Here is a 12,222-nt window from a genome sequence, read left to right on the forward strand (position 1 = left end):
TTAGGCCGAGTACGGCTTGGCGGAAACGATCTCCACCGTGATTTCCTTGCCGTTGGGGGCGGTGTAGCTGAGCTTGTCGCCTTCCTTGTGGCCGATGATGGCGGCGCCCAGCGGGGACTTCTCGCTGAAGACGTCAATATCGGAGTCGCCGGCGATTTCGCGGGAACCGAGCAGGAACCGCTCTTCGTCACCGGCGATCTTGGCGACAACCAGCATGCCGGGCTCGACGATTCCGTCGTCTGCGGGAGCCTCGCCGACCTGGGCGTCGCGCAGGAGCACCGTGAGCTGGCGGATGCGGGCTTCGATCTTGCCCTGCTCTTCCTTGGCTGCGTGGTAGCCGCCGTTTTCCTTAAGGTCGCCTTCCTGGCGTGCGGCTTCGATCTTCTGGACGATTTCCGCCCGGCCAGCGCCGGAAAGGTGGTCCAGCTCAGCCTTCAAGCGGTCGAAAGCTTCCTGGGTAAGCCAAGCTGCTGTGGCGCTGTTGGTGGTAGACACGGATTTCTCCTTTTGATCTGACAAAGCAAAGACCCCGCCGAGGTGGCCACTCGTGAAACTCAGTAACCAACTTAACGGGGTTGAAGGTTTCATCCATTGTAGTAAATCCTTTGGATGAACCCAAACTGGTTGCGTCGCGGGTCACATTTTTGTTATTTACCGCTATCCACGATCCAGCAGTTATCCACTACGCCGGAAACTGCCGGGGACTCCGTGGCCAGGACCGTCCGCTGGGCAGTGGTCCGCCCGCCGTCCGCGTCCTGCTCCGGATTGTTGGGACCAATTTCCACGACCTTCCAACCCACCACGGCAAACTTGGAATCCATGGCCTTAATGGCACACTTGGCGGTTGCTGAAGGGGACTTGCTGACCTGGTAGTCCACCTCGGCCTGCGTCCCGTCCACAGTGCTGTAGCCGATGTCCTTGAACGTCACAGGGGCAGTGGCGGATCCGGTGGCAACGTAGGCGGCGAAGCCGATGCCCACAACCAGGGCGCCAATGACGATGTTTCGCTTGGCCTTCCGGCTCAGGCCGCGCTTTTGACCGCCGTAGCGATTGGCTAGGCTGTTGCTTGCCGGAAATTCGGTGGCCGATGGATCCTCAGAAGTCACCCATCCAGTTTAGTGCCGATCCCGGCACCGCCGGCACAGCCTGCATCGCAACACCATGGAAGAGGAGCCGTCCCGTGACCGCGTCCAGCACTTCGGAGCAGCTTCGGTTGCTCGCCGTCCACGCACACCCGGACGATGAGTCCAGCAAAGGTGCGGCGACCATGGCAATGTATGCCGCCAACGGCGTCGAGGTCATGGTAGCCACGTGCACGGACGGCTCACGCGGTGATATCCAGAACCCCGCCATGGAGGACGCTCCGCATCCCAAGCGGGATATGGCAGGGGCGCGCCGGCTGGAAATGGCCAACGCGGCCGCCGTCCTGGGCATCCGCCAACGGTGGCTCGGTTTTGTCGACTCCGGGCTGCCGGAGGGCGATCCGCTTCCCGCGCTTCCGCCGGGATGCTTCGCGTTGCAGCCGCTGGAGCGGGCCACTGCGCCATTGGTCCGGTTGGTCCGGGACTTCAAGCCGCACGTGATCATCAGCTACGACGAGAACGGCGGGTACCCCCACCCGGACCACATCATGGCCCACAAGGTCGCAGTTGAGGCCTTCGAAGCAGCAGGCGACCCCGCCAGGTATCCGGGCATCGGCGAACCGTGGCAGCCAAGCAAGCTGTACTACGATCGCGCTTTCAGCCCCGAGCGTTTCCGCGCCCTGCACTTCGCTTTGGAAGAGGCCGGCCTGCAGTCGCCGTACGCGGAAAGGCTCGCAGCGTGGTTGGAAGCCGACGCCGAAGGCCACACTCCGCCGGCCGCGGCCCATCAGACCACCACCCAGATCGACTGCGGGGACTTCTTCGGGAAGCGGGATGAGGCACTGAAGGCCCACAAGACCCAGATCGACCCCGTGGGTTTCTTCTTCGCGGTGTCTTCGGACTTCCAACGCACGGTGTGGCCGTGGGAGGACTACACGCTCATCCAGTCAAAGGTGGAATCGGAACTGCCGGAAAAGGATCTCTTCGCGGGGATAAGATAGGGAGAGCCGGCTTTCTATCGTTTGTAGAAGTTGCCCGGACGCCCCCAGGCTTCCAGTTCCGCCCGGACCGGTATGCATCAACTCCCATAGAAGGTTTGAACGTGCACCACTTGCTCCTCGCCCTGACCGTCAGCCCGTCGCCCGATCCCACCGGCACGCTGCGCCCGGGCCTGTCCGAGGACCAGGTGACGCCGGGAACGTGGGGTTTCGTCCTCACGGCATTCATCGTCATCCTCACCACCTTCCTGATCGTGGACATGGTCCGCCGGATCCGCCGCGTGCGTTACCGGGCACAGGTGGAAGAGGCCCGCTTGGCCGCGGAGGCAGGACTTTCGAGCGACGAGAACGGCAATGGCGCTCCCGGGTCACGCTGACCGCCCGGAAGCACCATGGCCCGGCGCATCCAACGCGCTGGGCTCCGAACCCTCTGCCTATCTGCGCCAGCATGCCGGCAATCCGGTGTTTTGGCGTCCCTTTGGTGACGAAGCCTTCGCCTTGGCCGCCTCCCGGGATGTTCCCGTCTTCCTTTCCATCGGATATGCGGCCTGCCACTGGTGCCATGTCATGGCCCACGAGTCGTTCGAAGACCAGGACACTGCCGACTACCTGAACGCGCACTTCGTCCCGGTCAAGGTGGACCGCGAAGAGCGTCCCGACGTCGATTCGGTGTACATGGCCGCCACCCAGGCAATCAGCGGGGAGGGCGGCTGGCCGATGTCGGTCTTCCTCACCCCGGATGGTTTGGCCTTCCATGCCGGCACATACTTCCCGCCCGTGCCGCTGCCGGGCAGGCCCTCCTTCAGGAACGTCCTGGAGGCCGTCCATGAAGCCTGGGTGGAGCGTCGCGATGCCGTCGAGCAGAACGCCAGGGGGCTCGCCGCCAGTATGGGCAGCGCCCAGCTGAGTGCTGCCGTGAGGCTGGACGGCCCGCCCGAAACGCTCGACGCCGGGCTGCTGTCCGAGGCTGTCGGCGCGTTGGCGAGGTCGGAAGACCCCGACGCCGGCGGGTTCGGCACCGCCCCCAAATTCCCGCCGTCGGCCGTCCTTGAATTCCTGATCCGCCATGCCGCGGTGCCCTCGGATACCGCCGAAGCCGCCCGCGACATGGCCGGCCGGGCCTTGGCCGCCATGGCGCGGTCCGCCCTGCGGGACCAGCTCGACGGCGGTTTTGCCCGGTACTCGGTGGCGGCGGACTGGTCCGTGCCGCACTTTGAAAAGATGCTGTACGACAACGCCCAGCTCCTGCGCGTGTACACCCACTGGGTGCGACTGGGCGGGAACCCGGTTATCGGCGCTGCGGAGGCCGCTGAGGTTGCCACCGGCTGCGCCGACTGGATGCTCGACTCCCTGGCACTGGAAGGTGGCGCGCTGGCGTCGTCGTTGGACGCCGACACGGTGGTTGACGGCGTGCACCACGAGGGCGCGGCGTACCTGTGGACGCCGGAGACCTTGAGTGGGGTCCTGGGCCCCGGGGATGCAGCCGCAGTAGGTGCCCTGATGAACGTGTCCCCTGAGGGCACGGTGTCCGGTTTGGGTTCGCCGCTGCATCCCGGACGCGCGTTCGGCGAAGTGGAGCAGGCCTTGTGGGAACGCGTCCGGCCGGCACTCCTGGCAGCGCGGAATCAGCGGAATCAGCCCGCCCGCGACAACAAGGTGGTGGCAGGCTGGAATGGCTTGGCGGTAGCGGCCCTGGCGGAAGCCGGTGCTGTGATGGGCAGGACGGACTACGTGGACGCGGCAGAAAACATCGCCACGTATCTGGAGCGCGTGCACTGGAACGCTCCGGACCGGCTCCTCACCAGGGTCTCGCATGAATCCGTGGCCCGGGGAATCGGAGGCTTGCTGGAGGACTACGCCTTCTGCGCCGAGGGACTCTTCGCCCTCTACGCAGTCACGGGCAGGACGCGGTGGTACGCGCTCGCCGAAAGCCTGGTGCTGGCAGCGGCAGACCACTTTGTGGAGGACGGGAAGCTGGCTGATTCGGCAGGGGAGTCCGCCCAGGTATTCAACGCCCAAGGGCAGCAAACGTCCTTGGATCCGTTCGACAACGCCGCCCCAAGCGGAGCTTCGGCCTTTGCAGGGGCGCTGCTGAGCTACGCGGCGTACTCCGGCTCCCATGCCCACCGGCTGATGGCAGGCAACATCCTCGGGTTGCTCCCACCGCTGGCCGTTCGTGCACCCCGCGTGGCAGGGTGGCTCCTGGCCACGGCGCAAGCCGCACTTGCCGGGCCGGTGGAAGCCGCCGTCGTTGGTCCCGCTTCGCCGGCACGGGCAGAACTGCACGCCTCGCTGCTGGGCTCGCCAAGCCCGGGCATGGTGGTGGCGCTGCAGTCCGATGACGACGGCGGGTCCCCGGCTGCCGGCGTCGAGGTGCCTTTGTTGCAGCACCGTTCAGGGGCTGCAGACGGCTCTCCCCGGGTGTATCTCTGCCGGGACATGGTGTGTGAGCGCCCCCTGCAAACGGCGGCTGAGGTGGAAGTCCGGCTGGCGGCGATGACTAGCTGAGCACGGCAATCATGATCGCGATGAAGTGGGAGGCGAAGCCAAACACCGTGAAGGCGTGGAACAGCTCGTGGAAACCGAAGTGGGTGGCGCTGAAATTGGGCTTCTTGAGGCCGTAGAACACTGCTCCGGCGATGTAGAAGGCCCCGCCCACGCAAATCAGAATCGCTGCTGCGGCGTTGGCCGTGAAGAACTGCGGAAGGTAGAACAAGGCCCCGCAGCCGAGTGCAATGTAGACAGGGACGTAAAGCCACCTCGGGGCATGGGTCCAGATGACCCGGAAGAGGACGCCTGCGATGGCGGCGGACCAAATAATCCATAGGAGCGTTACGGCTTGGGAGCGTTCCAGCAGGGACCAGGCGAGCGGCGTGTAGCTGCCGGCAATCACCAGCATGATGTTGGTGTGGTCCAGCCTTTTGAGGACCATCCTGGCAGTCGGGGCCCAGTTGCCGCGGTGGTAGACCGCGCTCACGCCAAACAGGAGGACCCCCGTCAGGGCGTAGATCCCGGAGGTGATTTTGCGGTCCACGGTAGGGGCCAGTACCACCAAAACGATTCCCGCGGCCAAGGCAAAAGGCGTGGCTACGGCGTGGATCCAACCGCGCCACAGCGGCTTGTCATTGAGCAGTTCGACCATCTTTCCAGCATAACTTACGCTTCGGTAAGTTACTGGCCGGTAACACATCCATGGCTTCACTCCGGAGTGCTGCCTGCACTGGCCGGGCTGTCCGGGCAGGTAGCCTTGACTGTGCGCGGTTGATCGAAAACAGGCGGTTGATCGAAACAGGCGGTTGATCGAAAACAGCAAGGAAGTCAGGTGAGAGTCCGGTGGAACTGCCCGGTTTCCTCTATGGCTTCTATGAGCGCCGCCTCCTCAAATCCCTGGACCATGAAAGAATTCCGCGTCACATAGGCGTCATGGTCGACGGCAACCGCAGGTGGGCCAGGCAGTTCAACGCCCCAACAAGCCAGGGCCACCAAGCGGGCGCGGACAAAATCCACGAGTTCCTTGGCTGGTGCCAGGAACTCGGAGTCAAGGTAGTCACCCTCTACATGCTGTCCACGGACAACATGAACCGCTCGGGGGAGGAACTCGACCTCCTGATGGGCATCATCGCCAACACCATGGACCGGCTGGATGAAAACGCCGACATCTCCGTCCATGCCATGGGCGCACCGGAGCTCCTGCCCGATTACCTCGCTGAACGCCTCAACAAGCTGACAGCCAGGACGCCTGTCCACGAGAAGATCCACGTCAATGTCGCTGTGGGCTACGGGGGCCGCCGCGAAATCGTCGACGCCGTCCGCGAACTTTTGCACGACGCCGTCGCCAAGGGCCGGAACATGGCCGACGTGGCGGACGAGCTGTCGGTGGACGACATCTCCCGCTTCCTTTACACCCGTGGCCAGCCGGACCCGGACCTGGTCATCCGGACCTCGGGCGAACAGAGGCTCTCCGGCTTCCTGATGTGGCAGAGCGCCTACAGCGAGTTCTACTTCTGTGAAGCCCTGTGGCCCGCCTTCCGCAAGGTCGACTTCCTGCGCGCCCTCCGCGATTACGCAGGCCGCCAGCGGCGTTTCGGTTCCTAGCACCACACTGCAGGCCTGGTCCTCGGTAGCCGGGACATCCGGTTTACGAAAAATTCATCCTCCCGACCCGCGACTTGCCGGGGGAGGACCACGGAAATGATTGTGGGCGGGATTACGTTATTCCCATCAGCAGGCAAAACCGCCCGCTGATCGGGGAGGCCAGTAGATGGAGCGGAACATCGCACCAGTTACAGGGGAGGCCATGCCCGGCCTTCCGGCCGAGCCGCTTTCACCATAAGGCCGGGCAAACGCCCGGGGCTGGAGTCGATGTGGCTATTTCAGAGCAACTGCCCGCAATGGTTTCCGACGGGGAAAGTGCAGCTACCTCCCGCGCCAAGCGCGCCACCAAAGGGACAATAAGCGCCGCGTCACCCACGGGCCACAGCTACGTCATCGACACTTCCGTGCTTCTCTCCGATCCGCACGCCCTGCTGCGCTTCGCCGAGCACGAGGTGATCGTTCCGATCGTGGTCATCAGCGAGTTGGAAGGCAAACGCCACGATCCCGAGCTGGGGTACTTTGCCCGCAAGGCATTGAGGCTCCTCGATGACCTCCGGATCGAGCACGGCGGCCTGGACCACGCCATCCCCATAGGCTCGGAGGGCGGGATGCTGCGCGTCGAACTGAACCACATCTCCCCGGACGTGCTCCCCGCGGGTTTCCGCGGCGGCGACAACGACAGCCGGATCCTGGCCGTGGCCAAGAACCTGGCCAATGAAGGACGCAACGTCACAGTCGTTTCCAAAGACCTGCCGATGCGGGTCAAGGCATCAGCCATGGGCCTCCAGGCTGACGAGTACCGCAACGAACTGGTCAAGGACTCAGGCTGGACCGGCATGGCCGAGATCGAGGCCAACGAGCAGGAGATCAGCACCCTCTACGGCCACGAACCCGTCTTCATCCCGGCGGCCGCGGAATTGCCCGTCAACACCGGGCTGGTGCTCCTCTCCAACCGTGGCTCGGCCCTCGGCAGGGTTGGCCACGACAAGCAGGTGCGGCTCGTCAAGGGCGATCGCGACGTCTTCGGATTGCACGGCCGCTCCGCCGAACAGCGGCTGGCCATCGACCTCCTCATGGACCCCTCCGTCGGCATCGTGTCGATCGGCGGACGCGCCGGCACGGGCAAGTCGGCTTTGGCACTGTGTGCCGGCCTGGAAGCAGTCCTGGAACGCCGTGAGCACCGCAAAGTCGTCGTCTTCCGCCCGCTCTACGCGGTGGGCGGCCAGGAGCTGGGCTACCTCCCGGGCTCCGAGTCGGAAAAGATGAACCCGTGGGCCCAGGCCGTGTTCGACACCCTCGGCGCCTTGGTCAGCGAAGAGGTCGTCGAAGAAGTCATGGACCGCGGGATGCTCGAGGTACTTCCCCTCACGCACATCCGTGGCCGCTCGCTGCACGACGCCTTCGTGATCGTTGATGAGGCCCAGTCCTTGGAGAAGAACGTGCTCCTGACGGTCATGAGCCGCATAGGGCAGAACTCCAAGATTGTCCTCACGCACGACGTTGCCCAGCGCGACAACCTCCGCGTCGGCAGGCACGACGGTGTGGCCGCCGTCGTCGAAACGTTCAAGGGCCATCCGCTGTTCGGCCACATCACCCTCACCCGCTCCGAGCGTTCACCGATCGCGGCGCTCGTAACGGACTTGCTCGAAGGGGCAGAAATCTAACCCCATCGACGCTGTGACCCCATGATGGCGAAGGCCAGACATCCTCTGCGTGCTAGCTCGTACCTCGCTTTTGACGCACGCTGCCGGATGCCTGGCCTTCGCCTCGCCGTCAGAGACCCAGGTAGGTTTTCAGCCCTTCGTGGCCTTGGACTTTGAGGGGCCAGTCGGGGCGTTTGAAGGTGGGTGGGGTGAGGCGGACCCTTTGGACTTCCTCTACCTCGGTGCCCCAGGAGTCCCGGAAGAGACCGTTGGGTTCGTAGCCGAGACTGGTGGAGACGCCCAGGGACTGTTTGTTCCAGGCGGCAGCTTCGGATTCGGCGACGTCGGCGCCCAGGTAATCGAACGCGAAGCTCACGACGGCGGCGCGCATCTCCTTGCCGATGCCGCGGCCCTGAGCCGCTTGCTTGAGCCAGGACCCGGTGCTGACCGTTTTGAGGACGGCGAGGTTCCTGGCCCCAAGGTCCTGGACGCCAAGGAATTCACCGTCCTGCCAAACGCCCAGCAGGAGCGTCCATGATTCGCGGGTGAAGCCGGCGCGGCAGCGCCAGTACCACTGGGCCATGTTCGGTGCCAGCTCGTCCTCCGGTAGCTCCGCCCACGGGGTGCTGAACGGGCTCTTGCCCGGCTGGTGGACGCCGGAACGGGCAGCCGCGACGGCAGCCGGGATGTCGGCGTCGAGAATTGGCCGCAAAGTCAGCCGCGGTGTGGCCAATGTGAGGGCGAAAGGGGGCCAGATGTCTGCCAACCAGGTCATCGCCGTAGTCTAGCCAAGCTTCGCGTTCGGCGTGGTCAGGCTGCGGGGCCGATGTCCCAAGGGATGTGCCGGCGGACGTCAGTGAGGTTCATGGACTCGGCCAGGAAAAGGTCGTCCAGCATGTACTCGTCAACGCCCAGGATCTTGAGCCAATGACCTTTTCCTGCCGAATCGCCGTCGAGCGACCGGCTCGCGACGCAAACGCCCGTCTGGATATCGATGAGGATGAGCGTGCGGCCCGGATGCGCCAAAGGCTGGTCCGGGTCCAAGGGGCGGTATGTCCGGCCGCGGGTGACAATGGCCTCCAAAGCCGGGCGGCCCTCATGGTCCACCTCGCGCGGCTCCGGAAAGGAGACCGGGTTGGACTCGGGAAACTCCAAGGGCACGGGGGCATTGCCCGCCAACTCCACGGGGTCCAGCGCCGCCGCCAGCCTGCCGTTGCCGAACGACGGTTCACCGTAGGCCGCTTCCGGCCGCCGCTGCACCAGGCCGGCGCCGTCATAGACAGGGGTCACCAGATGCGGAGGCAGGAGCCATGAACGGCGTGTGGAGCTGACGTAGAACTCATCCTTGGAGTCGTTGATGCCGGTGGTGCTGTAGAGCAGCTTGCCGTCGGGGCTCTCCAGCCTCAGTGCCCCCGGACGCCTCAACCAGGCACGGACCATGGCAGCGCCCGTTCCCGGCAGTTCGAGGTATTCGAAACGCAGGCTTGTCCATCTCCACGGTGAAGAGCGGCACAGGTTCCGGAACCCCATATCCACAGTGTACCCAGTGGTGCAATCCGGTCCCGGGCCCAATCCGCGGTAGCATCCGATGGTGATTCGACGACTTGCCGAGCTCTGGACCGCCAGCCCTTTTGGATTCTGGCTGGTGCTGCTGGCATGCCTGTTCTTCCTGGTCATGGCAGCGCGGCTGACCGTGATCGATATCCGAAGCCACCTTTTGCCCAACCGCATCGTCTTTCCCTCCTACGGAGTGGCAGGGGTTCTGCTTCCGGGCGCTGCGGTAGTCGCCGCCATAGGGGGTGCGGACAGGGACCTCGGCGCACCCCTCTTCGGCGTGCCGGGCCTCAATGTCCTTGCCGGAGGTGCGGCTCTGTGGCTGTTCTACTTCCTGCTGCGCACCGTCTACCCGCCGGGCATGGGGTTCGGGGACGTCAAGCTGGCAGGGGTGCTCGGCCTGTACCTGGGGTACCTGGGATGGGGGCACGTCTTCGCGGGCACGTTCGCGGCGTTCCTCCTGGGCGGACTGTGGGGATTGGTAGTCCTGGTGGCGCGCCGGGCCAATCTTGGCTCCGCTATTCCGTTCGGTCCGTTCATGCTGGCCGGCGCGGCCGCCGCCATGGTGGTTTTGCCGGCTTGATCCCACACAGAACGACGACGGCCGGCCACCTCCCGTGCGGGAAGGCAACCGGCCGTCGTCGTACTCATGCCTCGCCGGAGGCGGCGGGGACTATGCCTTGTGCGCCGGGGCGGTCATGGTGGTGACATCCAGGGCCTTGTCCAGGTCCTCCTCGGAGACCTTGCCTTCGCCCTCACCCACGAAGCCAAGCTGTTCCGTGGCCTGGCGGACGGTCAAGCCGTCCTTGACGGCGAGCTTGGCGATCTTCGCGGCGTTCTCGTAACCGATGTACTTGTTCAGCGGGGTCACGATCGAGGGGGAGGCCTCGGCCAGGAAGCGTGCGCGTTCGACGTTGGCGGTGATGCCGTCGATCATCTTGTCGGCCATGACGCGGCTGGTGTTGGCCAGCAAGCGGATGGACTCAAGCAGGTTGGCGGCCATGACGGGGATGCCGACGTTGAGCTCGAAAGCGCCGTTGGTGCCGGACCATGCAATGGCGGTGTCGTTGCCGATGACCTGGGCGCACACCATGATGGACGCCTCGCAGATCACCGGGTTGACCTTGCCCGGCATGATCGAGGAGCCCGGCTGCAGGTCCGGAATCGCGATTTCGCCGAGGCCGGTGTTGGGGCCGGATCCCATCCAGCGGAGGTCATTGTTGATCTTCATGAAGGAGATCGCAATGTTGCGCAGCTGGCTGGAGCCCTCGATGAGGCCGTCGCGGTTGGCCTGGGCTTCGAAGTGGTCGCGGGCCTCGGTGAGGGGCAGGCCCGTGTCGGCTGCGAGGAGTTCAATGACGCGTTCCGGGAAGCCTGCCGGAGTGTTGATGCCGGTGCCCACGGCCGTGCCGCCCAGGGGAACCTCGGCAACGCGGGGGAGTGCGGCGTTGATGCGCTCAATGCCGTAGCGGACCTGGGCTGCGTAGCCGCCGAACTCCTGGCCGAGCGTGACCGGGGTGGCGTCCATGAGGTGCGTACGGCCGGACTTGACGACGTCCTGGAATTCAGCGGCTTTGCGCTCAAGCGATGCTGCCAGGTACTCCAACGCCGGGATCAGGTCGTTCATCAGGGCGGAGGTGGCGGCAACGTGCACGGAGGTCGGGAAGACGTCGTTGGAGGACTGGGAAGCGTTGACGTGGTCGTTGGGGTGGACCACCTTGTCGCTGCCGGCAGCGGAGAGAGCACGAGAAGCGAGTTCGGCGATGACCTCGTTGGTGTTCATGTTGGACGACGTGCCCGAACCGGTCTGGAAAACATCAATCGGGAAGTCGCCGTCGTACTTGCCGGTGGCAACCTCATCGGCTGCAGCCGCGATAGCCTCGGCGAGCTCGCCATCGAGCACCCCCAGTTCGGCGTTCGCGAGTGCAGCAGCCTTCTTGACGCGGGCAAGGGCCTCAATGTGCGCACGTTCCAGGGTCTTGCCGGAAATCGGGAAGTTCTCCACGGCGCGCTGCGTCTGGGCGCGGTACAGGGCGTTCACGGGGACGCGAACTTCGCCCATGGTGTCATGTTCAATACGGAACTCAGTGGTGGAAGTCATGGGGCTAGCTTAGGGCGACTTCAGGCTCCATCGAAAACCAGGAGGTCAGTGCTACGTGCCCCGGCTGGAAGGCCGGGGCACGAGCCCTTAAACGTCGCCGATCGCGGAAACAAGGGCCGCCTGGCCCTCGCCGAGCTTGTAGGAAAGGCCGATGACGGCTACGCGGCCTTCTTCAATGGCGTCGGAAATCACACGGGAGCTGTCCGCAAGCCGCTGCGCGGTCTGCTTGACGTGCTCCACCACCATGTCGTTGACCTCTTCCTGGCCATTGCGCTTGGCCGTGAGCACCGACGGGGTAATGCGTTCGACGAGGTCCCTGATGAAGCCCGGGGGCATTTCACCGGTTTCCACGGCGCCCTTGGTGGCGGTGACTGCCCCGCAGCTGTCGTGGCCCAGGATGGCGATCAGCGGAACTTTGAGTTCGCTGATGCTGTACTCCAGCGAGCCCAGAACCGCGTCATCGATCACCTGGCCTGCTGTCCGCACCACGAAGGCGTCGCCCAGTCCGAGGTCGAAGATGATCTCTGCCGCGAGGCGCGAATCCGCGCAGCCAAAGATGACCGCGAAAGGATTCTGGCCCTCAAGAAGCGACGAACGACGGGCCGCATCCTGGTTGGGGTGGCGGGATTCGCCGGAAACAAAGCGTTCATTACCCTCGCGAAGCCGGCGCCAGGCAAGGGCTGGAGTCAAATAAGTAGGCACCTTATTACTTTACGGCGCGCGACCCTTAGGTCACGAAGTGTTGCGTC

At 64.7% G+C, this 12,222-nt stretch carries 13 protein-coding genes; 6 read left to right on the forward strand and 7 right to left on the reverse strand.

From position 1 onward, the window contains the following. Complete coding sequence (greA, locus tag QN084_RS17835) at positions 1-495, reverse strand: transcription elongation factor GreA (protein ID WP_021471507.1); 495 nt, start codon at positions 493-495, stop codon at positions 1-3. A gap of 152 nt (positions 496-647) precedes the next feature. Further along, positions 648-1,106 carry a DUF4307 domain-containing protein gene (locus QN084_RS17840; protein WP_021471506.1) on the reverse strand — a complete coding sequence of 153 codons (459 nt, stop codon included), beginning with the start codon at positions 1,104-1,106 and terminating at the stop codon, positions 648-650. 74 nt (positions 1,107-1,180) lie between these two features. On the opposite strand from QN084_RS17840, the gene mca reads away from it, so the two are divergent. The 3 genes from mca (at position 1,181) to QN084_RS17855 (ending at position 4,588) form a co-directional block, all read left to right on the forward strand. Then, entirely contained in the window at positions 1,181-2,083 is a 903-nt protein-coding gene (mca, locus tag QN084_RS17845) for a mycothiol conjugate amidase Mca (RefSeq protein WP_062095700.1), read from the forward strand. A gap of 101 nt (positions 2,084-2,184) precedes the next feature. After that, a complete protein-coding gene (locus QN084_RS17850; protein WP_069694780.1) occupies positions 2,185-2,457 on the forward strand; it encodes a hypothetical protein in 273 nt (90 codons plus the stop codon). Next, the gene (locus QN084_RS17855) at positions 2,435-4,588 is read left to right on the forward strand and encodes a thioredoxin domain-containing protein (RefSeq protein WP_069694729.1); all 2,154 of its coding nucleotides are present in this window, start codon (positions 2,435-2,437) and stop codon (positions 4,586-4,588) included. Before QN084_RS17850 ends, QN084_RS17855 begins: the two co-directional genes overlap by 23 nt. Here QN084_RS17855 and trhA read toward each other — a convergent pair. Next, positions 4,581-5,270: a PAQR family membrane homeostasis protein TrhA gene (gene trhA, locus QN084_RS17860; protein WP_242703125.1), complete on the reverse strand. Its 690-nt coding sequence runs from the start codon at positions 5,268-5,270 to the stop codon at positions 4,581-4,583. The genes QN084_RS17855 and trhA overlap by 8 nt on opposite strands. A gap of 143 nt (positions 5,271-5,413) precedes the next feature. On the opposite strand from trhA, the gene QN084_RS17865 reads away from it, so the two are divergent. Together QN084_RS17865 and phoH2 are read left to right on the forward strand one after the other, a co-directional pair. After that, entirely contained in the window at positions 5,414-6,175 is a 762-nt protein-coding gene (locus tag QN084_RS17865; protein WP_021471501.1) for an isoprenyl transferase, read from the forward strand. Positions 6,176-6,249: 74 nt separating this feature from the next. Then, positions 6,250-7,839 (forward strand): RNA 5'-3' helicase PhoH2, encoded by a 1,590-nt coding sequence (gene phoH2 / locus QN084_RS17870; protein ID WP_373325312.1) that lies wholly within the window; start codon positions 6,250-6,252, stop codon positions 7,837-7,839. Positions 7,840-7,948: 109 nt separating this feature from the next. Here the strand turns inward: phoH2 and QN084_RS17875 are convergent, their stop codons facing one another. Together QN084_RS17875 and QN084_RS17880 are read right to left on the reverse strand one after the other, a co-directional pair. Next, positions 7,949-8,593 carry a GNAT family N-acetyltransferase gene (locus QN084_RS17875; RefSeq protein WP_069694730.1) on the reverse strand — a complete coding sequence of 215 codons (645 nt, stop codon included), beginning with the start codon at positions 8,591-8,593 and terminating at the stop codon, positions 7,949-7,951. 35 nt (positions 8,594-8,628) lie between these two features. Further along, positions 8,629-9,348 carry a hypothetical protein gene (locus QN084_RS17880; protein ID WP_069694731.1) on the reverse strand — a complete coding sequence of 240 codons (720 nt, stop codon included), beginning with the start codon at positions 9,346-9,348 and terminating at the stop codon, positions 8,629-8,631. 61 nt (positions 9,349-9,409) lie between these two features. Between QN084_RS17880 and QN084_RS17885 the strand changes: the two genes are divergently transcribed. After that, entirely contained in the window at positions 9,410-9,955 is a 546-nt protein-coding gene (locus QN084_RS17885) for a prepilin peptidase (protein ID WP_062099069.1), read from the forward strand. Between the two features lie 90 nt (positions 9,956-10,045). Here the strand turns inward: QN084_RS17885 and QN084_RS17890 are convergent, their stop codons facing one another. Then, positions 10,046-11,473 (reverse strand): class II fumarate hydratase, encoded by a 1,428-nt coding sequence (locus QN084_RS17890; RefSeq protein WP_062095713.1) that lies wholly within the window; start codon positions 11,471-11,473, stop codon positions 10,046-10,048. An 87-nt stretch (positions 11,474-11,560) separates the two neighbouring features. Continuing rightward, positions 11,561-12,175 carry a carbonic anhydrase gene (locus QN084_RS17895; protein WP_031216233.1) on the reverse strand — a complete coding sequence of 205 codons (615 nt, stop codon included), beginning with the start codon at positions 12,173-12,175 and terminating at the stop codon, positions 11,561-11,563. Between the last annotated feature and the right edge of the window lie 47 nt (positions 12,176-12,222).

Source organism: Paenarthrobacter sp. R1 (assembly GCF_030264015.1).
In the GTDB taxonomy this organism is placed as follows: Bacteria; Actinomycetota; Actinomycetes; order Actinomycetales; family Micrococcaceae; genus Arthrobacter; species Arthrobacter ureafaciens.